The sequence below is a fragment of the Pseudomonas sp. REB1044 genome (genome assembly GCF_038813925.1).
GTDB classification, from domain to species: domain Bacteria; phylum Pseudomonadota; class Gammaproteobacteria; order Pseudomonadales; family Pseudomonadaceae; genus Aquipseudomonas; species Aquipseudomonas boreofloridensis.
In genome coordinates this window covers 2,472,685-2,497,063 of sequence record NZ_CP046139.1, presented here as the reverse complement: position 1 = coordinate 2,497,063, position 24,379 = coordinate 2,472,685, and the positions used below count along the sequence as shown (strand labels likewise).

At 63.8% G+C, this 24,379-nt stretch carries 22 protein-coding genes and 5 pseudogenes; 5 read left to right on the top strand and 22 right to left on the bottom strand.

What is annotated here, in order from left to right; all coding sequences use genetic code 11:
* Nucleotide 1 precedes the first annotated feature (1 nt).
* Entirely contained in the window at nucleotides 2-1,093 is a 1,092-nt protein-coding gene (gene sfnG, locus GKC70_RS11345; RefSeq protein ID WP_342651381.1) for a dimethylsulfone monooxygenase SfnG, read from the bottom strand.
* 350 nt (nucleotides 1,094-1,443) lie between these two features.
* Here sfnG and GKC70_RS11340 point away from each other — a divergent pair, with 350 nt between their 5' ends.
* A complete protein-coding gene (locus GKC70_RS11340) occupies nucleotides 1,444-2,682 on the top strand; it encodes an acyl-CoA dehydrogenase family protein (RefSeq protein ID WP_342651380.1) in 1,239 nt (412 codons plus the stop codon).
* Nucleotides 2,683-2,727: 45 nt separating this feature from the next.
* Here the strand turns inward: GKC70_RS11340 and GKC70_RS11335 are convergent, their stop codons facing one another.
* The 9 genes and pseudogenes from GKC70_RS11335 to GKC70_RS11295 all read right to left on the bottom strand — a co-directional run bounded on the left by GKC70_RS11335 (nucleotide 2,728) and on the right by GKC70_RS11295 (nucleotide 11,784).
* The gene (locus GKC70_RS11335) at nucleotides 2,728-3,099 is read right to left on the bottom strand and encodes a hypothetical protein (protein WP_342651379.1); all 372 of its coding nucleotides are present in this window, start codon (nucleotides 3,097-3,099) and stop codon (nucleotides 2,728-2,730) included.
* A gap of 10 nt (nucleotides 3,100-3,109) precedes the next feature.
* Nucleotides 3,110-4,342, bottom strand: a complete 1,233-nt coding sequence (locus GKC70_RS11330) for an SfnB family sulfur acquisition oxidoreductase (protein ID WP_116888383.1) — start codon at nucleotides 4,340-4,342, stop codon at nucleotides 3,110-3,112.
* A gap of 2 nt (nucleotides 4,343-4,344) precedes the next feature.
* Nucleotides 4,345-5,163, bottom strand: coding sequence for an ABC transporter ATP-binding protein (locus GKC70_RS11325; RefSeq protein ID WP_052192056.1), 819 nt, complete (start codon nucleotides 5,161-5,163; stop codon nucleotides 4,345-4,347).
* 92 nt (nucleotides 5,164-5,255) lie between these two features.
* A pseudogene (locus GKC70_RS11320) lies at nucleotides 5,256-6,592 on the bottom strand (ABC transporter substrate-binding protein).
* 78 nt (nucleotides 6,593-6,670) lie between these two features.
* Complete coding sequence (locus GKC70_RS11315; RefSeq protein ID WP_342651378.1) at nucleotides 6,671-7,735, bottom strand: branched-chain amino acid ABC transporter permease; 1,065 nt, start codon at nucleotides 7,733-7,735, stop codon at nucleotides 6,671-6,673.
* A 4-nt stretch (nucleotides 7,736-7,739) separates the two neighbouring features.
* A pseudogene (locus GKC70_RS11310) lies at nucleotides 7,740-8,620 on the bottom strand (branched-chain amino acid ABC transporter permease).
* The gene (locus GKC70_RS11305; RefSeq protein WP_342651377.1) at nucleotides 8,617-9,387 is read right to left on the bottom strand and encodes an ABC transporter ATP-binding protein; all 771 of its coding nucleotides are present in this window, start codon (nucleotides 9,385-9,387) and stop codon (nucleotides 8,617-8,619) included. Before GKC70_RS11305 ends, GKC70_RS11310 begins: the two are co-directional and overlap by 4 nt.
* Nucleotides 9,384-10,355 (bottom strand): AMP-binding protein, encoded by a 972-nt coding sequence (locus GKC70_RS11300; protein WP_342651376.1) that lies wholly within the window; start codon nucleotides 10,353-10,355, stop codon nucleotides 9,384-9,386. Before GKC70_RS11300 ends, GKC70_RS11305 begins: the two co-directional genes overlap by 4 nt.
* A 19-nt stretch (nucleotides 10,356-10,374) precedes the next feature.
* Entirely contained in the window at nucleotides 10,375-11,784 is a 1,410-nt protein-coding gene (locus tag GKC70_RS11295; protein WP_342651375.1) for an LLM class flavin-dependent oxidoreductase, read from the bottom strand.
* A gap of 285 nt (nucleotides 11,785-12,069) precedes the next feature.
* Here GKC70_RS11295 and GKC70_RS11290 point away from each other — a divergent pair, with 285 nt between their 5' ends.
* A complete protein-coding gene (locus GKC70_RS11290; RefSeq protein WP_342651506.1) occupies nucleotides 12,070-12,417 on the top strand; it encodes a TonB-dependent receptor in 348 nt (115 codons plus the stop codon).
* Between the two features lie 43 nt (nucleotides 12,418-12,460).
* Here GKC70_RS11290 and GKC70_RS11285 read toward each other — a convergent pair whose 3' ends face one another.
* From GKC70_RS11285 to GKC70_RS11240, 10 genes and pseudogenes are all read right to left on the bottom strand, one after another.
* Complete coding sequence (locus tag GKC70_RS11285) at nucleotides 12,461-13,165, bottom strand: helix-turn-helix domain-containing protein (RefSeq protein WP_342651374.1); 705 nt, start codon at nucleotides 13,163-13,165, stop codon at nucleotides 12,461-12,463.
* Between the two features lie 116 nt (nucleotides 13,166-13,281).
* Nucleotides 13,282-13,994, bottom strand: a pseudogene (locus GKC70_RS11280) (thiamine pyrophosphate-dependent enzyme).
* Nucleotides 13,995-14,208: 214 nt separating this feature from the next.
* Nucleotides 14,209-14,496 (bottom strand): annotated as a pseudogene (locus tag GKC70_RS11275) (thiamine pyrophosphate-binding protein); the annotation flags it as partial.
* 384 nt (nucleotides 14,497-14,880) lie between these two features.
* Entirely contained in the window at nucleotides 14,881-15,213 is a 333-nt protein-coding gene (locus tag GKC70_RS11270) for an amidohydrolase family protein (RefSeq protein WP_342651373.1), read from the bottom strand.
* The gene (locus GKC70_RS11265) at nucleotides 15,204-15,902 is read right to left on the bottom strand and encodes an amidohydrolase family protein (RefSeq protein ID WP_342651372.1); all 699 of its coding nucleotides are present in this window, start codon (nucleotides 15,900-15,902) and stop codon (nucleotides 15,204-15,206) included. The genes GKC70_RS11270 and GKC70_RS11265 overlap by 10 nt, the downstream gene beginning before the upstream one ends.
* 17 nt (nucleotides 15,903-15,919) lie before the next feature.
* Nucleotides 15,920-16,792: an ABC transporter permease gene (locus GKC70_RS11260; protein WP_342651371.1), complete on the bottom strand. Its 873-nt coding sequence runs from the start codon at nucleotides 16,790-16,792 to the stop codon at nucleotides 15,920-15,922.
* A pseudogene (locus GKC70_RS11255) lies at nucleotides 16,785-17,599 on the bottom strand (ABC transporter ATP-binding protein). The gene GKC70_RS11260 and the pseudogene GKC70_RS11255 overlap by 8 nt, the downstream one beginning before the upstream one ends.
* Nucleotides 17,599-17,931, bottom strand: coding sequence for a hypothetical protein (locus tag GKC70_RS11250; protein WP_342651370.1), 333 nt, complete (start codon nucleotides 17,929-17,931; stop codon nucleotides 17,599-17,601). Before GKC70_RS11250 ends, GKC70_RS11255 begins: the two are co-directional and overlap by 1 nt.
* Nucleotides 17,932-17,987: 56 nt before the next feature.
* Entirely contained in the window at nucleotides 17,988-18,410 is a 423-nt protein-coding gene (locus GKC70_RS11245; RefSeq protein WP_342651369.1) for a hypothetical protein, read from the bottom strand.
* Nucleotides 18,359-18,628 carry a hypothetical protein gene (locus GKC70_RS11240; RefSeq protein ID WP_342651368.1) on the bottom strand — a complete coding sequence of 90 codons (270 nt, stop codon included), beginning with the start codon at nucleotides 18,626-18,628 and terminating at the stop codon, nucleotides 18,359-18,361. The genes GKC70_RS11245 and GKC70_RS11240 overlap by 52 nt, the downstream gene beginning before the upstream one ends.
* A 204-nt stretch (nucleotides 18,629-18,832) precedes the next feature.
* Here GKC70_RS11240 and GKC70_RS11235 point away from each other — a divergent pair, with 204 nt between their 5' ends.
* A complete protein-coding gene (locus tag GKC70_RS11235) occupies nucleotides 18,833-19,753 on the top strand; it encodes an SMP-30/gluconolactonase/LRE family protein (protein WP_342651367.1) in 921 nt (306 codons plus the stop codon).
* Between the two features lie 46 nt (nucleotides 19,754-19,799).
* Entirely contained in the window at nucleotides 19,800-21,134 is a 1,335-nt protein-coding gene (locus GKC70_RS11230) for an MFS transporter (RefSeq protein ID WP_342651366.1), read from the top strand.
* On the opposite strand, the gene GKC70_RS11225 is transcribed toward GKC70_RS11230, so the two are convergent.
* Both GKC70_RS11225 and GKC70_RS11220 read right to left on the bottom strand, forming a co-directional pair.
* A complete protein-coding gene (locus tag GKC70_RS11225) occupies nucleotides 21,135-22,337 on the bottom strand; it encodes an MFS transporter (RefSeq protein WP_342651505.1) in 1,203 nt (400 codons plus the stop codon). It lies immediately after the preceding gene.
* 131 nt (nucleotides 22,338-22,468) lie between these two features.
* The gene (locus GKC70_RS11220) at nucleotides 22,469-23,146 is read right to left on the bottom strand and encodes an RraA family protein (protein ID WP_342651365.1); all 678 of its coding nucleotides are present in this window, start codon (nucleotides 23,144-23,146) and stop codon (nucleotides 22,469-22,471) included.
* A 221-nt stretch (nucleotides 23,147-23,367) separates the two neighbouring features.
* Here GKC70_RS11220 and GKC70_RS11215 point away from each other — a divergent pair, with 221 nt between their 5' ends.
* Nucleotides 23,368-24,345, top strand: coding sequence for a hydroxyacid dehydrogenase (locus tag GKC70_RS11215; RefSeq protein ID WP_342651364.1), 978 nt, complete (start codon nucleotides 23,368-23,370; stop codon nucleotides 24,343-24,345).
* Nucleotides 24,346-24,379 lie beyond the last annotated feature (34 nt).

Sequence of the window (24,379 nt, the reverse complement as noted above, 5' to 3'; positions counted from 1 at the left end):
CCTAGGCCACCGCCCGGGGCGCCACCACCTCTTGCTCAAGCTCGCGCACCAGCGGCAGAACCCGCCGACCGAAATACTCCACCTCCTCCTGGAAGTGCAGGAAACCTGAAAGGATCAGATCGACCCCCACGGCCTTGAGCGCGACGATGCGCTCGGCGATCTGCCGGGGCGTGCCGATCAGGTTGGTCTTGAAACCATCGTTGTACTGCACCAGGTCCTCGAAACTGGACTGCGCCCAGTTGCCCTCGCCTTCGGGACTGGCCGCCCCGGCGTGCTTCGCTTCGCTGGCAAAGCCTCGCACCGCCTCGGGGTCGGCCTTGGCGATGATTTCAGCCAGCACCGCCTGGGCCTCCTCCTCGCTGTCGCGGGCGATGATGAAGGCGTTGACGCCGACCTTCACCGAATGACCGTTGGCTGCCGCCTTGGCCCGCAGGTCATCGATCTGGGCCTTGATACCGGCCACGCTATTGCCGTTGGTGAAGTACCAGTCCGACACCCGCGAGGCCATGTCGCGTGCGGCCCGCGAACTTCCGCCCTGGAAAATTTCCGGGTGCGGTCGCTGCAGCGGCTTGGGTCTGAGGCTGTAGTCGTTGAAGCGGTAGAAGTCGCCGTGGAAGCTGAAGTTGTCCTGGGTCCAGATGCCCTTCAGGGCCCGAATGAATTCTTCGGAGCGCCGGTAGCGCTCGTCGTGGTCCAGCCAAGGCTCGCCGATGGCGCGAAACTCGCCCTTGAACCAGCCGGACACCACGTTCACCGCGATGCGCCCGCCGGTGAACTGGTCGATGCTTGCCAGTTGCTTGGCGGCCAAGGCCGGCGTCCAGGGTCCGGGCAGGATCGCGGCGATCACCTTGAGTTTCTCGGTAGCCGCCAGCAGCGCGTGGCTGATGGTCACCGACTCATGCTGGTTGTCGGCCCCGTAGCCTGCGGTGAAGCGAATCTGCGACAGCGCGTAATCGAATCCGGCACGTTCGGCGATCTGCGCCAGCGTGCGGTTGTAGTCGATGTCCCAATGGGTGCGCTGCTCGATCTTGCTGACGACAAGACCGCCGCTGACGTTGGGCACCCAGTAGGCAAATTTGATCGCTTGGCTCATGACGAAGTCTCCTGTGGCTCGAAAGTCAGGCCGCACTGGCGACCGCACAAGGGCTGGAGCAGCAACCGTGCCAATAGCAGAAATTATTTCAAATCAAGGACTTGTGAAAAAACGAGGTGATCCGTACTGCCCTGAAGCACGCACTCTGCTGAACCCCTGACCACCCGGCAACAGCCGCATCGACAATCACTGCTGCCTCGCTGCCAACAGTGATTCAGCAAGCTGCTGCGCGCGCCACAGCTCAATCGCCCGTCTGAATCACCAAGTTCCTGATTTAAGGGGGTTTTCTCATAGGGCACGGAGTTTGCGAGGCCACTGCCGACTGCATTCGCATCCTCAGGAGAATTGCCATGACCGCTCACGCCCACGTTCCTACGCTGTCCACCGGCACCGACTACGACACCCTCGCCGCACGCTTTCGACCCCTGTTCGCCCGCATCGCCGAAGGCAGCGTCGAGCGAGAGCGTGAGCGCCGCCTGCCGTTCGAGCCGATCCGCTGGCTCAAGGAAGCGGGCTTCGGCGCCGTGCGCGTGCCGATTGAGCATGGCGGTGCGGGCGCGTCGCTGACGCAACTGGTGCAACTGCTGATCGAGCTGGCCGAAGCCGACTCGAATCTGCCCCAGGCGCTGCGCGGGCACTTCGCCTTCGTCGAAGATCGCCTCAACGCGCATGCCAGCGCCGCCCAGGACCGCTGGTTCAAACGCTTCGTGGACGGTGACCTGGTGGGCTGCGCCTGGACCGAAATAGGCGCGGTCAAGATCGGCGACGTCCTCACCCGGGTGTCGCGCCAAGGCGACCAGTGGGTGGTCAACGGCACCAAGTACTACAGTACCGGTAGCATTTTCGCGGACTGGATCGACCTGTTCGCCCGCCGCGACGACACCAGCGCCGACGTGATCGCGGCGGTGCGGACGCGGCAACCGGGCGTCACCTTGATCGACGACTGGGACGGTTTCGGCCAGCGCACTACCGGCAGCGGCACCTCGGTGTTCGACAACGCCGTGGTCGAGCCAGAGGACATCATCGATTTCGCCACCCGTTTCAAGTACCAGACGGCGTTCTATCAACTGGTGCTGCTGGCCGTCATCGTCGGCTCCGGACGCGCTGCGGTGCGTGACTTCAGCAGCGAAACCCGTACCCGCACGCGGGTGTTCAGCCATGGCAATGCTCAGGCCGTAAGCCAGGATGCCCAGGTGTTGCAAGTGATCGGCAAGGCCAGCGGCCTGGTCTACGCCGCCGAGGCCGCGACCCTGCGCGCAGCCGAAGCGGCGCACCAGGCCTACCTGGCCCATTGGGCGGAGGCACCCGCAGCCGAACGAGACGCCAACGTGGTGGCCGAACTGACCTCGGCGCAGGCCCAGGTCGCCGCCGTGGACCTGGTGCTGCGGGCCACCAGCGATCTGTTCAACGCCCTGGGCGCGTCCAGCACCCGCATCACCCGGCAGCTCGATCGCCACTGGCGCAATGCCCGCACGGCCGCCTCGCATAACCCGGTGATCTACAAGGAGCGCATCGTCGGCGACTGGGCAGTCAATGGCAGCGAACCGCCGTATGTCTGGCAGATCGGCGGCGGCGCCCAGGCGTCCTGAACACCGACCTGCGGCCAGCGTCCAGACGACCTACAGGTAACGGGCTCAGCCGGCCGCAGGTGCAGCGCCGTTGAGAGAGTGATCGCCGAGCAGGCGCCGCTGGGTCGGCAGCGCCGGCTCGGCCTCGGAGGGTGCGGGCGCCGGCAGGCCGTGCCCGACCAACTCCAGGTGCGTCTGCCCGGCCAGGCGCACAGCCTCCGCCGCCGCCAACCGAAAAGCGATGGCCGCCGCAGGCGAGTCGTCGGCGCGGGCGCGCAAGGCGTCGGCTGCGTCGATACGAATACGCAGGTCACCGACAGCCGCAATCACCAGCGCTTCATGGCGGGCGCTCTGCCCGCGCAGGTAGTCCAGCAGCGAGGCTTCGACATGGCGGGCATGGGCCAGGTCACCACGGCCTTGAGCATGTGAAATAGACATGGAAAGGTCCTCAGTTCCAGGCATGGCGGGGTGGCGCGATGCCATTGAGCAGTCGGTTGCCGACCAGGTGATACTTCCAGCGCACCGGATCATGCAAGGTGTGGGTCCGGGCATTGCGCCAGAACCGGTCAAGCCCCTGGCTGGCCGAGACGCTGCGCGTGCCCCCAAGCTCCAGCAAACGACTGGACGCTTGCAGGGCAATTTCGGTGGACAGCACTTTGGCCTGGCCGACGATCACCGACGCCTGCGCCACCCGCGCCTCGCTGGGCTCGGCGACGGCGTCATCCACCGCCTCGCCGGCACGTTGCAAGACCGCCTCGGCGGCGTGCAGGCGCCAGGCCAATTCGCCGATCAGCGCCTGGGCCAGCGGGTCCTGCCAGGCGTGCTCCAGGCCGCTGTCGACCCAGGGGCGGGCCAAGCGCGCCACGCGCAGGGTTTCGGCAAAGGCGCCACGGGCGATGCCAGTGTCCACGGCAGCCTGGATGATCTGCGAGATCGGTCCATCGGCGGTGGGCTGCTCGTAGGCCTTCCAGGCCGGTATCACGGCGCTTGTCGGCACGCGCACGCCCTCGATGCGCACCTGGCCGCTGGCGGTGATGCGCTGGCCGAAGCCGTCCCAGCTGTCGATCACACTCAGGCCGGAGGCATCGCGGGGGACGAAGGCGATGTGCGGGCGGTCGTGTTCATCGACGCCCGCCACCGGCACGATATGGGCGAACAGCGCGCCGGTGCAGTAGGCCTTCTCACCGTTCAGCACGGCGGTGTCGCCCTCGAAGCGAATCTGCGTCTGGAAGGTGGTCACGTACTGGCTGCGCGCTTCGGAGAAGGCGTTGCCGAAGCGATAGCCCTGCAGCACCTTGGCGTAATAGGCGCGCTTCTGCGCCTCGCTGCCGGTCAGGGCAAGGTTGCTCAGCACCCCGAAGTGGTTCTGCGGCAGTTGCCCGAGTGAAGAGTCGGCGGCGGACACCGTGGCGATCACTTCACTGAGGGTGCGGTAGGACACGCCAGCACCGCCGTAGGCCTTGGGTACGGTGATCGCCCACAGGCCGCTGTCGGAGAAGCGCTCCAGTTCTGCCCAGGGCAAGCGCCGCTCACGGTCGCGTGCGGCGGCCTCGCGGGCGAAATCCGCAGCCAGGCGCTGTGCCACTTCGATGGCTTCGCTGCCGCTACCAATGACCTGCGCCGCACGCAGCGGCGCCGCGCGCGTCTGCGCAGGGAGATCGGGTGAGAGTGCAGTGCTCATGTCTACTCCTGTCGAGTCGAAGGTTCTTGAATCGATTGCCCCTGGCCACCCGCCTTGCCGCCCAGGTAGAAGTGGCGGATGTCCTCGCGCGCAGCCAGCGCTGCGGCCGTGCCTTGCCCCACCACACGACCGTTCTCGAGGATGTAGGCATAGCTGGCGTGGCGCAGGGCGACGTTGATGTTCTGTTCGGCCAACAAAAAGCTCATCCCTTCCTGGGCGTTGAGTTGAGCGACGATGGCGAAGATTTCCTCGACGATCAGCGGTGCCAGTCCCATGGACGGCTCGTCGAGCAGTACCAGGCGTGGCTGGGTCATCAGCGCCCGGCCCAGCGCCAGCATCTGCTGCTCGCCGCCGGAGGTCAGCCCGGCCTGGGTTTTGCGCTTGGTCTTCAAGCGCGGAAACCAGGCGTAGATCCGCTCCAGGTCCTGCTCCAGTTGCCGTCGCGAGGGCTTGCGCAGGAAGCCGCCGCTGCGCAGGTTTTCCTCGATGGTCAAGTGCGCAAAAACGTGACGGCCCTCCAGCACATGCACGATGCCCTGGCGCGCCAGCCGATTGGCCGCCACGCCAGCGGTATCCTGCCCCTGAAAACGGACAGTCCCTCGACTGACCCGCGCCCGATCGGCCTGGAGCAACCCGGAAATCGCCTTGAGCGTGGTGCTCTTGCCCGCACCGTTAGCCCCAAGCAAGGCGACGATATCGCCCTGCCCCACCTGCAACGAAACCCCACCCACGGCAAGAATGGCCCCGTCATAGATCACCTCGATGTCGTCCACACTCAACAGCGCCATCCGCTCAGCGCCGACATCCCGTGCCTCGATCATGTCCCGCTCCTTTTTTGCAGCGCTGCAAGCCATGCGCAGCAAGCTCACGTGTGGCTTGCCGCTTACAGCTTGCGGCTTGAATGGCTGACGATTCAGGCACCGGTGCAATCGCGTGGCGTGATGCCCTTTTGCTTGGCGTAGTCGGCGGCCTTGTTGTCGATCAGTTCGCGCAGGGTGGCGCGGTCGGCGCGTACCCAATCGGTGATCAGGTTCCAGCGTTGGCCATCCCACTGCTGGACCTTCGCCGCGCCGCCACCTTCATGGTCGCTGCACGACAGCTTCAGCGGCTGCATCAAGCCCAGGAAACCGATCGCTTTCAGGCGCGCATCGTCCAGGTCCAGGTGCTCCAGCCCCCAGCGACCTTCCTCGCCGTTGAGTGGCCGATTGCCGAAGCGCTTCTGCCCGGCGCGGATCGCCTCCACGGCGATGGCGGCGTTCACCAGGCCCGAGTTGTAGTACACGCTGCCGAAGCTGTGCGGGTCTTTCAGGTCGCTCTTGCCCGCGTCGAGGATGTGTTGTTTGAGGCGCTGGTGGATGTCGAACCCGGTGCCACCGGGGTACGGCGTCAACGCCAGGTAGCCCTTGCGCGCGGTGCCGGTGGGCAGCACGTCCTCGTCGGAGCTGGCCCAGATATCGCCGACGATGCGCTCGACCGGGAAGCCGAAGCGCGCAGCCGTCTTGATCGCCACCGGGGTCGACACGCCCCAGGTGCGCAGGAACACCCAGTCCGGCTTGAGCTGGCGCACCTGACGCCACTGCGCGGCCTGCTCGTTGCCGGGATCGGCGACGGGAATCTGGATGTTCTCGAAGCCGTATTTCGCCGCCAGCAACTGCAAAGGCCCTGGGTTTCCCGGCCATAGGCCGAGTCGTGATAGACGGTGGCGATCTTCTTGCCCTTGAGCTTGTCCAGCCCGCCTTCGCGCTCGGCCACGTAATTGATGAAGGCCGACGCCTCGCTGTAGAAGGTCAGCATCACCGGGAAGTTGTACGGAAACACACGGCCATCGGTGGCCTCGGTGCGGCCGTAGCCCAAGGTGATCAGCGGGATCTTGTCGGCCTCGGCCTTGTCGCTCAGGGCATAGGCGGCCGGCGCACCGTTGGGTTGATAGACGGCCACTGGGGCGCCGTCCAGGCCGTTCTTGAAACGCTCGTAGCACTCGATGCCCTTCTCGGCAGTCCACTCGGTCTCGCACTCCTGCCAGACCAGCTTGACGCCATTGATCCCGCCCTCCACTTCGTTGATGTAGCGCAGGTAGTCGATCATCCCGGCCCATACCGGAATGCCGCTGGAGGCGTAGGCGCCGACCCGATAGGTAGCCAGGGGAATGAACTGTTGATCGGCGCCCGCCTCGGCGCTGGCCGGCAGAAGAGCCTGACCGCCGAGCGCAAGCAGGCTGGCGAACAAGTAGCGATGCAAGGTTTTGCCCATGATGTGCACGTCTTCTTGAAGGAGTGAGAACCTCCTTTCCCGAGGCCGGGTCAAGGCATGTGAGTGAAACAGGTGAGTTCAGAACCGCAGCGGCCAGACCCGTATGCGTTGCCGCGCGGTGGTCAACAAGCGCGCCAGTCCTTCTGGTTCCTTGATCAGCAGCACGATGATCAGGGCGCCGAAGAGGATCTTCTGCAGGTTCTGCAACTGCCCGGCGTCGACGTGACCGTCGAACAGCCATTGCCCCAGGTGGCTCAGCAGGATCGGTACCAGGCTGATGAACGCGGCTCCGATGAAGTTGCCGACGATGCTGCCCATGCCGCCGATGATGATGATGAACAAGATCTGGAACGAGCGGTTGATGTCGAAGCTGCCGGCGCTGGCAGTACCCAGGTAGGCGAACGCCCACAGCGCCCCGGCGATCCCCAGGTAGAACGAACTGACAGCGAAGGCCAGGCGCTTGTAGCGCTCCACCGGGATGCCGATGACCGCCGCGGCGGTGTCCATGTCGCGAATCGCCATCCAGTTCCGCCCGACCTGGCTGCGCACCAGGTTGACCGCGACCCAGGTCAGCAACGCCACGCAGCCGAGCGTCAGCAGGTAACGCCCCCCCGGCGTGGCCAGGCTGTAGCCGAACAGTTCCAGGCGTGGGGCGCTGATGGTGCCGGATGAGGCATAGTTGTAGAACCAGGGAAACTTGGCGAACACCCATTCCAGAAAGAACTGCGCCGCCAGGGTGGTCACCATCAGGTAGAAGCCCTTGATCCGCGCACTGGGAATGCCGAACAGCAACCCCACTGCACCCGCGATCAGCCCGCCGCCCAGCAGGGCCAACGGTAACGGCAAGCCCGGCACCCGCAGCAACAGCCCATAGGTGGCGAACGCACCCACCGCCATGAAGCCAGCGGCGCCGACCGAGGTCTGGCCGGTGTAGCCGGTGAGCAGGTTCAGGCCCAGGCCGGCCAGCGACAACACGAGGAAGGGGATGAGGATCGCGTTGAGCCAATAGTCACTGCCCAGCCAGGCCAGCCCGATGAGGACGGCCAGCGACAACAGCGGTAAAGCTCGCGAGCGGCGGCGTCGGATGAGGATCACCGGCGCTTCGCCAGCGCCTGAAACAAGCGGTGAAACGGTGGCGGTCATGGCGTCATACCCGTTCGATGACCCGGTCGCCAAACAGGCCGGCCGGGCGAATGTAGAGAAAGATCAGGGCGAGGAAATAGGCGAACCAAGGCGTGATGCCACCGCCGATCAGCGGGCCGATGTAGGCCTCGGCCAGGTTCTCCGCCGCGCCGACGATCAAGCCGCCGACGATGGCCCCGCCAATGGACGTGAAGCCTCCGATGATCAGCACCGGCAGCGCCTTGAGCACCACCAGCGAGAGCGAGAACTGCACACCCTGGCGCGCGCCCCAGAGCAGCCCGGCCACCAGCCCGACCACCCCGGCCGCGGCCCAGACGATCTGCCAGATACGGTTCAGGTCGATGCCCAGCGACAACGCCGCGCGGGTGTCGTCGGCCACCGCGCGCAGGGACACGCCGATGCGGGTCTTGTTGAACAGCAGTGCAAGCACCGCCACCAGCACAGCGGACACCCCGGCGGCGATCAGGTCGAACTGGCTGACCATGATCTCGCCCAGGAACAGCGGAACATCCTCGATCCCCAAGTCCAACGCGCGCACCTGGGCCCCCATCAACCCCTGGGCCAGGCCTTCGATCACGAACGACAAGCCCAAGGTGGCCATGAACAGGGTGATCTGCGAGCGATTGACCAGCGGCCGCAGCACCAGGCGCTCGATCAACCAGGCGCCGAGGACCATCACCCCACCGTGATCGCCAGGGCCAGGGCGAACGGCAGCCCTTGCCCCAGCAGGCTGACGAAGGTCAGCGCAGCGAACAGCAGCATGGCGCCCTGGGCGAAGTTGAACACGCCGCTGGCCTTGTAGATCAGCACGAAGCCGATGGCTACCAACGAGTACATCGAACCGGCGAGCACGCCACCGATCAGGGTTTCCAGAAAGAAATTCATCCGTGCGGCGCTCCCAGGTACGCAGCGATCACCTCAGGATCGGCCTGGACCTCGGCCGGCGTACCGTCACCCACCTTGCGTCCGTAATCGAGCACCACCACATGGCTGGACAGGCCCATGACCACCTGGATGTCGTGTTCGATGAGAATCACCGTGGTGCCCAGATCGCGGTTGAGATCGGCGATGAAGCGACTCATGTCGCGCTTTTCCTGGGCGTTCATGCCGGCCATGGGTTCATCGAGCAGCAGCAACCTGGGCTGGGCGATCAGCGCGCGCCCCAGTTCCACGCGCTTTTGCAGACCGTAGGCAAGACTGCCTACCGCCACCTCGCGCCAAGGCTGAAGGTCGAGAAACTCCAGCACCGCCTCGGCCCGCTCGCTGAAGGCGCGCGCCTCGCGCCGCGCACGGGGCAAGCCCAGCGCCTGTTCGAGAAACAGGCTGCGCTGGAAGCGCGACAGCCCGGTGAGCAGGTTGTCCAGCACGCTCAGCGGCTTGAACAGCGCATTGTTCTGGAAGGTCCGGCCAATACCGAGCCGCGCCGCGTGGAAGGGGTGCGCGCGGCGCAGGGGCTTGGCGTCGAACAGCAGCTCGCCCGCATCGGCCCGGTAGACGCCGTTGAGGATGTTCAGCAGTGAACTCTTGCCGGCGCCGTTCGGCCCGATCAGGGCACAGACCTCGCCACGCCGGACGCTGAACGACAGGTCCGAGATCGCCTTCACGCCCTGGAATGCCAGCGACACATCGCGCACCTCCAGCAAGGCAGTCATGCCGCGCGCTCCAGATACTGCGCCAGCCACGCGCCGGAGACAGGCTGTGGCTGCGCCGTGTCCAAGGCAGCGCTCGGCACCTCGATGCGGCGCAAGCGCTGAAAGCCGAGCAAGCGCCGCACGCGCGCCTTCACCGCGCGGGCGAACAGCCGCTGAGGATGGGCCAAGGTCCAGTCGCACCCACGTCGCCGCCAACTGCCCGCCGGCGCCAGGCTGGCCTCGATCTCTTCGGCCAACGTCTCGACCCTGGCCGACGACAGCAGCAGCCCGGTCGGGGCTATTTCGCGACGGTCGCGGCTGGACGACTCGCGGTTTTCAGGAAACGCGACGCTGATCCCCTGCTCCAGCCAGTGCTGCAACAGGTGCCCAAGGCCGTCCTGCCACTCGGTGCCCTCGTCCACCCACAACACCTCATCACCGGCCCCCTGCGTCCAGCCTTGCCGCTGGGCAGGCGCCGCCTCGGCGACCAGCAACGCCGACAGCGGCTGCACCTGCCACAGCGCCTTGCCCAGAGTCGTGGCCTGGGCGCAGAACAACTGCAGCGGCCATTGCTCGGCCAAGCCACTGTGCAGCCAGTGCGCGAGGCTCTCGCGGCGCTGGACGAACGCGAAGCTCGGACGCGCCTGACGCAATTGCCGTTGCAACGCTTGGCCACGACTGTGCGGGCTGATCACCCGGCTGTGGCCACCCAGTTGCCGCGCGGCCAGTGCCAGCAGCAGCAGGCTCGGTTCCAGCGCACCACTCAAGGCCAGCCGCGCACCTGCGCTAAAACCCTGCTGGCGCAGGCCATCGGCCAGGCGCTCGACGTCGCGCTGCACATCGATCCAGCGCCAGGCGTGCCACGCCCCGCGACGGCGATGGCGCAGCGCGATCTGCGTCGGTCGCTCCCGGGCCCAGCGTTGCAACGCCACCAGCGCGCGGTCACTGACGGCCTCGGCGGGCGATGGGTGAAGTTCATGAAGAGTCATGGGCAGGGTCTCCTCAGGCTCATGCCAGCTCGACGCTGTCGGCGCGGGCCGGTTGCAGGTGCGCACGCAGATCGCGGTAACCGGCCGCCGGATGGTTGGACGGCAAGCGGGGGCCGTCGCCGAAGAGCTTCTCGCGCAGGGTTCCGGCGCGGTACTCGGTCTTGTATACCCCGCGCCTCTGCAACTCAGGCACCAGCAGCTCGACCACATCGCGGAAGGTTTCATGGGCCAACGCATAGGCAAAGTTGAAGCCGTCCACATCGGTGTCCTCGACCCAGGCCTGCAGTTCGTCGGCCACGGTCTGCGGGCTGCCGACGATCAGCGGGCCGAAGCCACCGATGCCGACCCAGTCGGCCAGCTCCTGTACCGTCCACTGTTTGTCCGGATCCGCCGTGGAGAAGGTTTCCACCGCCGACTGAATGGCGTTGGTATGAATGTGCTTGAGCACCTGGTCGGGTCGGTACTGGTTGAAGTCGATGCCGGTCCAGCCGGAGATCAGCGCCAGCGCGCCTTCGTAGCTGGCGTATCCCTTCAGTTCACGCCACTTGGCCTGTGCCTTGGCGTCGGTCTCGTCGACGATGACCGTGAGCAGGTTGAAAATCAGCACCTTGCGCGGATCGCGCCCAGCCTCGGCGGCGCGACGGCGGATGTCGGCCACGGTCTTCTTCAGGGTGACTTTCGACGGCGCGGCCACGAATACGCATTCGGCATGGCCCGCAGCGAATGCCTTGCCGCGACTGGACGCCCCCGCCTGGTAGAGCACCGGGGTGCGCTGCGGCGACGGCTCGCAGAGGTGAATGCCGGGCACCTGGAAGTGTCTACCCTGGTGGCGGATTTCGTGGATCTTGCTGGGGTCGCTGAAAATGCCGCGTTCGCGGTCACGCAGCACCGCGCCGTCCTCCCAACTGCCCTCGAACAGCTTGTAGAGCACTTGCAGGTACTCATCGGCGTAGTCGTAGCGCGCATCGTGGTCACTGAGCGCCTTCTGCCCCAGGTTGCGCGCACCGCTGTCGAGGTAGGAAGTGACGATGTTCCAACCAATGCGGCCCTGGGTCAGGTGGTCCAGGGTCGACAGACGGCGGGCGAAGGGATAGGGATGCTCGAAGGTCAGCGACGCGGTCAGGCCGAAGCCCAGGTGTTCGGTGACCAACGCCATGGGGGTGATGAGCGCCAGCGGGTCATTGACCGGCACCTGGGTGGCCTGGCGCAGCGCCGCATCCGCATTGCCGCCCAACACGTCGTAGAGGCCGATGACATCGGCGATGAACACTCCGTCGAACTTGCCGCGTTCCAGCAGCTTGGCCAAGTCGGTCCAGTAAGACAGGTCCTTGTACTGCCAGGCGCGATCGCGCGGATGGCGCCACAGCCCTGGCGACTGATGGCCCACGCAGTTCATCTCGAAGGCGTTCAAACGGATTTCACGTGGCATGGGGACTCCTGAGCGATAAGCCGCGCACGCTGAGACGTGCAGTTCAAAGGCTTACCAACAGGAATCGTGCCAAGTGAAAATAGCGTTCTAGAACAGTGACTTAAAAATTAAATCGACCGTGTTGGTGTGGCCCCCAGCGCAACGCTGTTGATCGGCTGCACGCCGATCAACAGCGTCCGATTCACGCGTGGGCCATACGCTCGGGCGCGCGCAGGCCTGCCACGGCGGCCAGCATCGCCTTGCGCAACCGCTGCGCCAATTCATCGCCCTCTTGCTCGGTAATGCATCACCAAGAGCGCCAACCCCAGCGAGAAAGGCCAGCGCAGCGAAGACACGCCCTACCACCAGGCGGCCCTGTGGGCCGACTACAACTTCGGCCTGTTCGGCGTGCCGCAACTGAAAGTCGGCGCCAGTGCCCGTTACAAAGGCATCACCCAGGCCTCGGGTGTCGACTCGCAGATGCTCGCCGACACCCTGTTCGACCTGCGCGCCAGCTACCAGTTGAACAAGAACTGGGACGTGGTCATCAACGCTAACAACGTCACCAACAAAGCCTATACGTACTGCGAGTTCGCCATCTGCCGCTACGGTGACGAACGCGAAGTGATCACTTCGGTGAATTTCCGCTGGTAAAGGCCTTTGAGCAGCGCAGCACGCCGCCTACGGCGGCTGCGCTTTAAATGTCAGGAGCCTGCGCTTTGTACCCCAGGCTGCGCATCAAATCCCGCGCCGTCTCGAAGAATATCTGCTTGAGGCTTTCAGCATACTCCTCGGTCAGCCGACTGGCAGGCCCCGAGATGACCAACGCCCCCATCAACTCCCCCTGCGCCCCATAGATCGGCAAGGCTATTGAAGCCGCGTGCGGATCGGTGGCGCCCCGGGAAAAGAACGGCTTCTGCAGAGCGATACCGATGTCATACGGTGCCCGCAACGCCTGCGCACCGGCTGCCTCGTCCATGGGACGCATGTCGCCGGGCTGAAGGTTCAAGCGCAGCCGGTGCGACGAGTTCACTCGGTACTGGCACATCCGGTAGGCGCCGTGCCTGACATAGAACGACGCCGTCTCGCCGGACTGCTCGGCCAAGTGATGCAGACGCGGCATGACATGCCGCTCCAGATCCAGTGCCTCTTGATACACCGTATTCAAACGCATGACCTCGCTGGCCAGTTGGTAACGGCCATCGGCCATGCGCGTGATGAGCCCGTGGGTTTCCAACGAGACCATCAAACGCATGATGGTGCTCTTGATCAACCCGGTGCGCTCCACCAACTGCACCAGACTCAGGGCGGTATCACCGATCTGGAACGCCGTGAGCACGGTCAGCACACGGTCGGCCGATGCCACACCATTGACTGCGGGACGTGGCCGCGCTTTTACCATTTGAACAACCTCGTCTGTCGAATGATTCAGTCCCCAATGGGCCAGGGAGGGGATTATCCGACAATGCCCGGTCGCACGCCAACTTTGTCCCTATAGGGCCTCACCTTCAGATTTTTTCAGACGGCGGTACTGCGCTCACGCAGCTCGCTATTCAAGATCCGGTCGTTCTCGCTGTAATCGACCGGGCAATCGATGACGTGCACGCCTGGCGTCTTGATGCAGTGCTCCAGCAGCGGCAGCAGCCCTTCGGCGCTTTCCACGCGGTGACCATTGGCGCCGTAGGCTTCGGCGTATTTGACGAAGTCGGGGTTACCGTAGTCCAGGCCGAAGTCGGTGAAGCCCATGTTGGCCTGCTTCCAGCGGATCATGCCATAGCCGTCGTCGCGCAGGATCACCACGGTCATGTGCATGCCCAGATGCACAGCTGTTTCCAGCTCCTGCCTGTTCATCATGAAGCCGCCATCGCCGCACACCGAGATCACCGGGCGGTCCGGGACACCAAGTGCGATGCCATGGCCGACGGCAAGCCGGCGCCCATCGTCGCCAAGGCGTTGTCCAGTAGCACGGTGTTGGGTTTGTGCGCTTTGTAGTTGCGGGCGAACCAGATCTTGTAGATGCCGTTGTCGAGGGCGACGATGCCTTCGGACGGCAGCACGCGACGGATGTCGGCCACCAGACGCTGCGGGTAGACCGGGAAGCAGTCGTCGTCGGCGCCTTCGATGATCTGCCACACGGCGTTGGCGATATCGCCAATCACTTCGACCTGCGGGAAGTACACCGCATCCACTTCCACCGAACGGGTGGAGGCTGCGCGGAATCGGCAAGGCATCGGTCTGCTCGGCGGCGATGTCTTCAGGCAACTCCAGGTGCACCGCGCCGGGTTTCTCTTCTTCGGCCAGGCGGAAGGCTTCGCGCATACGGGCCGGAATGTTGTCGGCCGAAGCGAACTGGTGGGTGTACTTGGTGATGGGGTCCATCATGCCGCACACGTCGATGATCTGGAATCGACCCTGCTTGGACTTCTTGATCGGCTTCTGGCCGGTAATCATCATCATCGGCATGCCGCCCAGATAGGCGTAGGCGCTGGCGGTGACCAAGTTGGTCGCGCCGGGACCCAGGGTCGACAGGCTGACGCCGGTCTTGCCGGTCAGGCGTCCATAGGTTGCAGCCATGAAGCCTGCGGATTGTTCGTGGCGGGTAAGTACCAGCTTGATCTTCGACTTGCGCAGGGATTCGAGCAGGTCGAGGTTCTCCTCGCCGGGGATGCCGAACACAGACTCGACACCTTCGTTTTCCAGGCATTGCACAACGACATCGGCGGCTTTAGCCATCTTTTTTATCTCATCTAAGGTCGGGGCTGCCTCTTGGCAGCTCTGGTTACGCGTCACGCGTCGAGAGCGGCTGATTAGAGATCATCGATCACGACGATGCGCGCACACACTGCACAAAACTTTTTTATTTGCAATTGCATTTCATTAAAAAAGTAACTACAACAGTAAAACTTCAATAATACGCAAAATTTCTCTAATAAATCTGAATAGTGCGATTTTTATAGAACGCCATTCTGCTTTTAGCGGTGTCGCGCAGGTGGTCTCGTTCATCCGCGCCGGCAGGGGCAACACAGGAGCCCCGGTGACGCCCGACGAGGTGGCCGAACAACGCAAGCCGCACTGAACCCATGCCCAAGGCTTCGGCAGGCCCGCCGAAGCCTCGGGTCAGGTGCCGATGCTATAGACCTGGCGCGCTGTACCACTGAACAAGCGATCCTTGTCGGCCTCGCTGAAGTCCATGACGACACGCTTGAAGGCGTTCCACATCACGCCATAGCTGAACATGCCCTTGTCGACCGGAAAATTACTCTCGAACAGGCAACGCTCCACGCCGAAGCTGTCGATCGCCTGCAAAAGGTAGGGCCGCCAGGCAGTCGCCAGTTGTATCGAGTCCGGCGGTTTCGGAGCCAGATGATGATCGAAGCCTGCCACCTTCATGCCCAGCCCGCCCAGTTTCATTCTGACGTTCGAACAGCATGCCAACCGTCTCAGCGCCACTGACCACTCAGCGAATACCGCCTCTCGGTGACCCGCGTAGGGCCCGATACCCAGGGGCCTCCGAGATGATCGACCACGATGGTCAGTTCCGGAAACGCCCGCGCCACCGTGAGCACCTCGTCGAGTTGGGTGTGATAGGCCCAGATATCGAGGACCAAGCCATGCCGCTGCAAGTGCGCCATTCCACGATGGAAGGCTGGATCGAGCAACACCCTGGGTGGCGGCGGCTTGGGATTGGAAATCAGACGAGGATCGGCATGCCAGGCGGTGGTATTGCGCACCCCGCGCAGGCGCGGACCGGCCCGCTCCAGCATCTGCTCCAGCACCGGCGCCACCGCGTCGCCGAGCGATAGGTCCGCTCCGCCCACGATAGCGGCGCACAGCCGCACCTCCCCCAGCAAGCCACTTGCGCTGTGGGCCGCTACGCCGTTGGCGTACTCCACCTCACCCACCGCCTGGAACGCCTCTGGACGGTCGATCGCCAGCATCGAACGGCATTGCACGTAAATCGACGCCACCAGCCGATGGCCAGAGGCCATATCGGCCAGATAGTCCTGGGTCAGGTAGCGCTGGCCAGGTCGCTCCCACAGGTGGTGATGGGCATCGATGATGGCCCGCCCAGGATCCAGAGGCGCCTCGCTGAGCTGCGCGAGCCAGTCCGGACGAATCGGAAGGTGGGGCGATCTCATGCCGGCACCGGACGCCGTCATCCCTGCATGCCCCACCGGCGCACCGTGAGCAACTCGATGCTGCGGAACACCAGCCCCTCGACCACCAGGCCGATGATGATGACCATGAGCAGACCCGCGAACACATTCGGCGTCTCCAGCGCATTGCGGTGCTGGAACACGTACCAGCCCAGGCCGCCCGAGTTGCCCGAGACGCCGAACACCAGTTCGGCCGCGATCAGGGTGCGCCAGGCGAACGCCCAGCCGATCTTCAGACCCGCCAGTATCGAAGGCACCGCTGCTGGAATCAGGATCCGCACGACCAGGCGCAGGCCGCGCAAGCCGTAGTTGCGCCCAGCCATGCGTTGAGTCTGGCTCACCGACTGGAAGCCCGAGTAGGTGTTGAGCGAAACCGCCCACAGCACCGAGTGTACGATGACCAGCATTAGGCTCTGCACACCCAGGCCGAACCAGAGCATGGCCAACGGCAGAATAGCGATGGCTGGCAGCGGGTTGAACATGGCGGTCAGGGTGGCCAGCACGTCGGTACCCAGTCGCGTGGAAACCGCCAATGAGGTAAGGATCGCCGCCAGACCGATGGCCAGGGCATAACTCATCAGCAGCACCTTGAGCGAACTGACCACTGCCTGCGGCAAGACACCGCTGAACAGATCCTGGGTCATGGCCACGAGGGTTTCACTGAACGTGGGGAACATCAGTGGGTTGTCCAGGTAGCGTGCGTAGAGCTCCCAGCACACCGCCATGGCTATCAGCACCAAGGTCCGGCGGATTCCGGCATGGGCGAACAGGCGCTCGAACACACCGAGTCTGCGCGTGATGTCTCCCACCTGTCCGGGGGCCACGGGCGCATATTCGATGTCGGCGCGGGGTTGGATGACGGGCTTATTCATGGGCTGTCTCACTGTGGCCGAACAGCATGTGGCTGATGCGTTGGTGCAACTGGGCGAAGGCATCGCTGCCCTGCTCGGAGAAACCGAAGGCGCTGGCGTCGAGTTCCGCGCGTACCTGGCCGGGATGAGGCGTGAGCACCAAGATGCGCGTGCCGAGCACAATCGCCTCGTCGATGGAGTGCGTCACGAACATCAAAGTGAAAGGCGACTGTTCCCACAATTCCAGCAATTCTTCCTGCATCCGCCTTCGGGTCAGCGCATCCAGCGCCGCGAACGGCTCATCCATCAGCAACATGGCCGGTTCCATGGCCAGCGCTCGGGCAATTGCCACCCGCTGCTTCATCCCGCCGGAAAGCTGGTGAGGGTAGGCGTCGCGAAACTTTTCCAGGCCGACCTTGGCCGCAACGCGCGCGGCGCGATCGGCCACCTCATGACGAGGAAAGCGTCCGGTGACCTGCAGGGGAACATGATGTTGCCCATCACCGTTTTCCACGGCATCAACTGATCGAACTCTTGAAACACCATCATCCGGTCAGGTCCAGGCTCGCGCACCACCTGGCCGTCGAGGCAGATCTGCCCCGCGACAGGCTCGATGAAGCCGGCCACGCCCTTGAGCAGGCTCGACTTGCCGCAGCCAGAGGGCCCCAGCAAGACGAAACGATCGTTGCGCTTGACCTCGAACGACACCTGGTGCGTGGCGGTGATGAGTTGATCGCGGGTCTTGTACTGCAACGTGACATTGTCGACGCTGAGCAGCGCGCGTGAGTCGACCTGATCGGACAAGGCAATCGCGGTTAGGCTGCTCATCAACTGCCCTCCCCGTTGGCCACCGGCGCGAAGAACACCGCTCGCCAATCGGCGGGCGCTTTCTTCAACGCCCCTGAACGCACCATGAAGTCAGCCAAGGCCATTACCCCACTCGGCTGCACGGACCACTCGCCGCTGACCTGGCGCAGCATGTCCTCGACCTGGTCCAGCGACAGACTGGACGGTTCGCTGGCCAGGAACAGTTCCGCGGCCTTGCGCGGCTCCTGGCGGATGTAGGCGTTGGCTTCGTCGATGGCCGCGACTACAGCAGCGCTCAACTGCGGATTCTTGTCGACGAAGCGACCGGTGCTGGTCAGCACGCCGCTGGTCATGTGCAGGTTCAAGGCCGAGGAGAAATCGAACAGTTTGCTGACTCGAGTATCCCGAGTCAGTTGGTAGCTATAGGGATTGGGGCCGATATAGCCTTGATACCCGCCTTGTTCACCAGGCTGGCAGTGGCGTCCGGGTGTGGCAGGCTGACCATCAGCTTGTCGAACTTGTGGATCTGGTCGGCACCAAACTGACGCTCGGCAGCCATCTGCAGCAAGAGCGCCTGCTGACCGCTGGGAGAGCTCACCGCAATTTTGTCGTCGTCCTCGAAATCGGCCAGCGACTTGATCGCATGATCATTGACGAAGAAGCCGTTGTCGCCTGCGACCAACGCACAGAGTGCCCTGATGTCTAGCGAACGACGGGTTTTCTCCCAGGCGATCAGGGTCCCCGAGAGACCGTAGCCACCAATGTCGACGTTACCGCTGATTAACGCGTCGTTGATGGCAGGCGCGCCACTGATGCGTTTGATCTCGAACATGGTGCCCGCTTGACCATGGCCTTGGCCTGCTGCTGGAACAGCCCGAGCTTGTCGGCGACCGTCACCGGCAGGTAGGCGTAGCCGTACTGGATGGCCAGGGTTACGCGTGCCTGCTCGGCGTGAGCGGCTGCGCTGATCGCAGTGAGCCCCACTGCCAGAGATAGCGCTTTGAAGGTGAGTCGGGGAAAGGCGCGCGGACGCCAGGAGGTGTCGTGCATAGCAAACTCCGGTTTGTTGTTATTTTGGAACGCCATTTCTTTAATAGATACTCATATCTTCAGGGAGTCGTCAATAGCCCTTTCCGCACGTGAAAATCTTGCAAAATGTCTTGACTTAATGATTTATTTCGAAACGATGTTGCGATAAATAAACCGACAAACGGCTGAACGTTGACACGTTCGGTCCAACCGAATGGAGCGCCCATGAGCTTCTTTTCTGCCCCGCCTCGCGTCGAAACCCAGGTATTCACCCGCCTTCCCGATCAATTCCGCGACGCGCGCCCTACCGCCTGGGCCAACGCCAATCGTCAAGGCCGAGCAATCGATTCTTTCCTCGAAGGGCCGTCTTTCGATCGGCAAGGCCGCCTGTACGTGACGGACATTCCGTTCGGGCGCATCTTCCGTATTTCACCTGCCGGTGAATGGGAGCTGGTCTGCCAGTACGACGGCTGGCCCAATGGCCTGAAGATTCATCAGGACGGGCGAATCTTCATCACCGACTACAAGCGCGGGCTCATGGTGCTGGATCCAGACAGCGGCGCAATCGAGCCTTTGCTTGAGTCGGCAGGTTCGGAGGGGTTCAAGGGGGTCAACGACCTGGTATTCGCCCCCAACGGCGATCTGTACTTCACCGATCAGGGCCAGACAGGCCTGCAGGACGCCAGCGGACGCGTATACAAACTCGACCGCCAGGGCAATTTGAGCTGTTTGCTCAATACCGTTCCCAGCCCCAACGGCATCGTCTACGACCCGAACCTCAACCACCTGCTGGTGGCCGTGACACGCGCCCAGCAGATCTGGCGAATTCCCCTGGGCAACGGCTCCATCGTCGGCAAGGTGGGTGTGTTCGCCCAGTTGCACGGTGGGTTGGGCGGGCCCGACGGCCTGGCGCTGGATGAACAGAGCAACCTGTACATCGCCCACACCGGCTTCGGCTCGGTATGGAAGCTGTCCACAGTGGCCGAGCCTCTGGAGCGGATCGTCTCCTGCGCCGGCATCAGCAATACCAACCTGGCCTTCGGCGGCGCCGATGGCAAAACCCTGTTCATTACCGAGTCCGAAAGTGCAAGCGTCCTGCAGGTGCGCACCGCCACGGCGGGACTGCCAATGTATTCACATCGCTGAGAACAGTCCGCTGGGCCACTCACAACAATCACAAAAGAGTGAACACATGACCTACCAAAACTCCCAAGCCCAGGCGCCGCTCACCGACGCCGAGGGCGAACGCCTGATGCGCCGGGTGCTGTGGCGCCTGGTGCCGTTCATTTTCGCCTGCTATGTAATCAGCTACCTCGATCGGACCAACGTGGGTTTTGCTGCGATCAGCATGAACCAGGACCTTGGATTGACGGCAACGATGTTCGGCTGGGCAGCGGGCCTGTTCTTCTTCGGCTATTTCATGTTCGAGATTCCCAGCAACCTGCTAATGCAGCGCTTTGGTGCGCGCATCTGGATTGCACGAATCATGGTCACCTGGGGCTTGATCTCGATGGCGACCGCGTTCGCCACCGGGCCGATCAGCTTCAGCATCGCCCGCTTCCTGCTAGGACTGGCCGAGGCTGGATTCACACCCGGGGTATACCTGTATTTCACTTACTGGTTCCCCGGCAAATGGCGGGCCAAGGCCACCGCTGCCTTCCTGCTGGGTATTCCTGTGGCCAACATCATCGGCTCCCCACTGTCGGGATGGCTGCTCGAGCAGCACGGCGTCTGGGGACTGAAAAACTGGCAACTACTGCTCGTGACCGAAGCCATGCCGGCCGTGTTACTGGGTATCGCCTGCCTGTTCGTCCTGGTGGACACGCCCGCCAAGGCCAAATGGCTCAACGCGCGCGAGAAAGCCTGGTTGACGCAGCGCCTGGCTCAGGAGCAACAGACCATCGGCGCCAGCCACGGCAACACGCTGCGCGCAGCCCTGACCAACCCTAAGGTGTTCACCCTGGCAGCCATCAACTTCTGCTGCATCGTCGGCTCGATCGGTATCGGCATGTGGCTGCCGCAGATCATCAAGGGGATGGGGCTAGCCAGTGGCGCGGTCGGTTTCGTCGTGGCGCTACCCTATCTGCTCGGCGCGCTCTCGATGACATTGTGGGCGCGCATGGCCAACCGGAGTCGCCAACGTTTGCCTTACGTGGTGAGCGCTTTGGCCATGGCGGCATTGGCGTTAGTCAGCGCAGCGTTGGTGAACGATAACCTGTTGAAAATCATCAGCCTGTGCGTGGCAGTGGCGAGCATTCTGTCGTTCCAGGCGACGTTCTGGGCCATTCCATCGACCTTCCTGACCGGCCGCGCAGCGGCCGGCGGATTGGCCATGATCGTTTCGATTGGCAATCTCGGCGGTTTTACCGGGCCCTTCCTGATCGGGGTCATCAAGGATGCGACCCAAAGCTTTACCCTGCCCTTCTTCGCGGTGGCGTCGATTTTGCTGATCGGCACCTGCTTGATGCTCTGGTTGGGCGACCCAGCCAGTCCTGGCAATGCCCGCGCGCAGGAGCAGACCGCCTGATCAAGCAGTGAGCGACCGCCGCGCGCGACGGCGACGCATGAGGTGCACCACACCGAGCCCCGCCACCAATGCGCCCCCGGCCACGCCCAGCGTCGCCGGGGCACCGAATTGGGCGGCCAACACCCCGGCGATCATGCCGCCCAGCGCCTCGAAGCCAAAGCGCAAAGCGATATAGAACGCCACCACCCGCCCGCGCAAAGGCCCTGGCGCCTCGCTCTGCAATTGCATATTGGTACTGACGTTGCTCAGGGTGATGCCAAAACCGAGTATCGCCAAGGCGGCCAACGCCAGCGGTAGCACGTTGGCCAGGCACAGGCCGACCAGCGACACCGCGCACAGCAACGCGCCTGCGACCGTGAACCGACCCAGCCGATGCAGCGCGCCGCCGACCGCCAACACCACGGTGGCGACGAATGCACCTGCCCCCGCAGCTCCCCACAGCCAGCCCAGGATGCGGGCATCGCCGGCGAAAACTGCCTTGGCCAGAATGGGCAACAGCGCTGTGTAGCAAGATGCCAGCAAGTTGACCAGCACCACATTGATCAGCAACTGGCGAACGCTGGCGGTGTGCCAGAGATAAGCCAGGCCTTCACGAAACACCTGCGCGGTCGAACCGCTGGCGCGCGGGCTATCACCGCCGCGCACCTTGAGCAGCCCTGCGAGCAAGGCGGTGAAACCGATCGCCGTCAGGGCGAAACAGGCCGCCTCGCCGGCCAGCGCGATCAAGCCACCGGCCAACGGCGGGCCGACGAAGCGCGCGGCATTGATCAGCATGGCATTGAGCACAAGCGCATTGGGCAAGTCCGCAGGCTCATCGACGAAGCTGCCGATCAACGCTTGGCGCAGCGGGGTTTCCAGCGCGTTGAGCAGCCCAAGCAGCAGCGCCATGCCAGCGATGAAGGGGCCATCGACCCATTCACACCACGTGGCCAGGGCCAGCACGGCGGACTGCCCCACCAGGATCGACTGAACGATGATCAGCAGTCGCCGTTTGTCGTGACGATCGATCCAGGCACCTGCCAGTGGGCCGATGAGCAGTTGCGGTATGAGCGACAGAAAGGTGATCAGACCGAGCAGCACCGCAGAACCGGTCAGGTGATAGGCCAGCCACGCCAGCGCCACCTGCTGCACCCACTTGCCTAACGTGGAGATGCCCTGGCCGGCGAAATAGATCTGGAAGTTGCGATGAGCGAGCGCCCGAATGGCCGAAGGCCAGCGGGCGCGAGGGGATGACGACAGGTGGGGCAACGATGCGAATCCTCAGTGACGGACCCACCGCCAGCATCGCCCGTCGCCTGCGACGCGCCCTGGACAAGGCGCGCCGTGGACAGGGTTCAGCCTGGCAGCAGGCAACCTTTCTTCTTCAAGGACTCCAGGACCCAGGAGCGGTCGTTGGTGCCTTGGGCAATGTGTTCCATTTGAGCCGTTTCCGCCTTGTGCTTGGCGGTAGCACGCGCGTAGACCTCAGCGACCTCATCATAAGGCACGCACAGCAGACCATCGTCATCGCCGATCATCAGATCGCCGGGGTGGATCACCATACCGTCGAGGGCGATCGGCACGTTGATCTCGCCGGGGCCGTCCTTATAGGGACCGCGGTGCGAAACGCCAGCGGCAAACAGCGGTAATTGGCCCGCGCCAATGTTGGCCGCATCGCGGATGGCGCCATTGACGACGATACCGGCGACGCCGCGCTTGACCGCATAGGCCACCATCATTTCGCCGATCAGGGCATTGGTCAGGTCGCCGCCGGCATCGACCACGATCACATCGCCTGGCTCGGCGATATCGATCGCGTAGTGCAGCATGAGGTTGTCACCTGGGCGGGCCTTGACGGTCAGCGCCGGGCCGCACAGCACGCCTTCGCGGTGCATGGGTCGCAGGCGGGCGCCGCCGGCTGTCATGCGATTCATCGAGTCGCTGACGTTCGCAACCGGTACCTCGCGATAGCGAGCAACCCATTCGTCGCCCACTTTACGAGCGCGTTCAAGCACTTGGAAGCCAATGCTCATGTGACCTACCTCTATTGGAGTTATTCGATTTCATCGGCCCGGCCGACTAGGTTTTTAGAATGTCATTTCGCTAACGGATTATCAATGGCTTTTTGAACTCGATGAAAAGCCTTATTGCCAGTTGGTACGCGCATAGTTGCAACGCCATTTCATTATGGTAGTGTTCACCCATGCCGCACCTGTACGGCCATACCGTCCCCTACAAAAACAAGGTATCGATGATGTCCCGCACCATTCTGCTGACCGGCCCAGCGTTGGCCGAAGAGGCCATGCGCCTAGCCGCCGCCCAAGGCATCCGAATCATCCCGACCACGCCCTATTTGCCGGCCGAGGAGCTGGAGGCGATCATTCGCGCCGAACAGCCCGACGCCATCGTCGTGCGCCAGGGCAGCCTGACCCGCGCCATGATCGATGCGTCAGCCAACCTCAAAGTGATCGCCAAGCACGGGGTGGGCTACAACTCCATCGACATCCAGGCTGCTGCCGAGCGCGGCATCCCGGTCTCCATCGCGGTGGGTGCCAATGCCCAATCGGTCGCCGAACACGCCTTTGCCCTGATGTTCAGCGTGGCCCGGCAGACCGCCCTGCTCGATGCGCGACTGCGCGACGGGCACTGGGACAAAGCCTCGGCCAATGGCATCGAGCTCAGCGGCAAGACGCTCGGCCTGATAGGCCTGGGCTCGATCGGCAGCATCCTCATGGACCTGGTGGCGCCGCTGCGCATGAAGGTCAAGGTCTACGACCCCTACCTCAAGCAGTTGCCGGCACGCGAGCATGTCGAGCGCGAAGAGGATTTCGATCGCCTGCTGGCCGACAGCGACGTAGTCAGCCTGCATTGCCCGCTGACCGAGACCAACCACAACCTCATCGGCGCCGCGCAAATCGCGCGCATGCGTCCCGGCGCCATCCTGATCAACACGGCACGCGGTGAACTGGTCGACACGCCAGCGCTGGTCAGTGCCTTGAGTGAGCGACGCCTCGGCGGCGCAGGCCTGGATACCTTCAACCCTGAACCACCACCGGCCGACAGCCCGCTGTGGGGACTGCCGACGTTGGTCGCCACGCCGCACGTGGGCGCCAACACCACCGAGGCCCGCGACCGCGTCGGCCTGGTGACGCTCCAGCAGATCCTCGACGTCTGGGAAGGCAAGGCCCTGGAGCCACGTTGCGTCGTCAACCGGCACCTGTTCGACAACTGATCATCCATCCCTGGCGCGCGATCGCCCGTGCGGG

Coding starts and splice junctions, on each gene's coding strand:
- GKC70_RS11265 (WP_342651372.1), bottom strand. CDS start 15,902: ATGAGATCGCCCCACCTTCCGATTCGTCCGGACTGGCTCGCGCAGCTC.
- GKC70_RS11305 (WP_342651377.1), bottom strand. CDS start 9,387: ATGACTGCCTTGCTGGAGGTGCGCGATGTGTCGCTGGCATTCCAGGGC.
- GKC70_RS11340 (WP_342651380.1), top strand. CDS start 1,444: ATGACCGCTCACGCCCACGTTCCTACGCTGTCCACCGGCACCGACTAC.
- GKC70_RS11260 (WP_342651371.1), bottom strand. CDS start 16,792: ATGAATAAGCCCGTCATCCAACCCCGCGCCGACATCGAATATGCGCCC.
- GKC70_RS11235 (WP_342651367.1), top strand. CDS start 18,833: ATGAGCTTCTTTTCTGCCCCGCCTCGCGTCGAAACCCAGGTATTCACC.
- GKC70_RS11300 (WP_342651376.1), bottom strand. CDS start 10,355: ATGACTCTTCATGAACTTCACCCATCGCCCGCCGAGGCCGTCAGTGAC.
- GKC70_RS11330 (WP_116888383.1), bottom strand. CDS start 4,342: ATGAGCACTGCACTCTCACCCGATCTCCCTGCGCAGACGCGCGCGGCG.
- GKC70_RS11230 (WP_342651366.1), top strand. CDS start 19,800: ATGACCTACCAAAACTCCCAAGCCCAGGCGCCGCTCACCGACGCCGAG.
- GKC70_RS11215 (WP_342651364.1), top strand. CDS start 23,368: ATGTCCCGCACCATTCTGCTGACCGGCCCAGCGTTGGCCGAAGAGGCC.
- GKC70_RS11325 (WP_052192056.1), bottom strand. CDS start 5,163: ATGATCGAGGCACGGGATGTCGGCGCTGAGCGGATGGCGCTGTTGAGT.
- GKC70_RS11315 (WP_342651378.1), bottom strand. CDS start 7,735: ATGACCGCCACCGTTTCACCGCTTGTTTCAGGCGCTGGCGAAGCGCCG.
- GKC70_RS11245 (WP_342651369.1), bottom strand. CDS start 18,410: ATGTTCGAGATCAAACGCATCAGTGGCGCGCCTGCCATCAACGACGCG.
- GKC70_RS11250 (WP_342651370.1), bottom strand. CDS start 17,931: ATGACCAGCGGCGTGCTGACCAGCACCGGTCGCTTCGTCGACAAGAAT.
- GKC70_RS11285 (WP_342651374.1), bottom strand. CDS start 13,165: ATGGTAAAAGCGCGGCCACGTCCCGCAGTCAATGGTGTGGCATCGGCC.
- GKC70_RS11295 (WP_342651375.1), bottom strand. CDS start 11,784: ATGCCACGTGAAATCCGTTTGAACGCCTTCGAGATGAACTGCGTGGGC.
- GKC70_RS11240 (WP_342651368.1), bottom strand. CDS start 18,628: ATGCACGACACCTCCTGGCGTCCGCGCGCCTTTCCCCGACTCACCTTC.
- GKC70_RS11335 (WP_342651379.1), bottom strand. CDS start 3,099: ATGTCTATTTCACATGCTCAAGGCCGTGGTGACCTGGCCCATGCCCGC.
- sfnG (WP_342651381.1), bottom strand. CDS start 1,093: ATGAGCCAAGCGATCAAATTTGCCTACTGGGTGCCCAACGTCAGCGGC.
- GKC70_RS11220 (WP_342651365.1), bottom strand. CDS start 23,146: ATGAGCATTGGCTTCCAAGTGCTTGAACGCGCTCGTAAAGTGGGCGAC.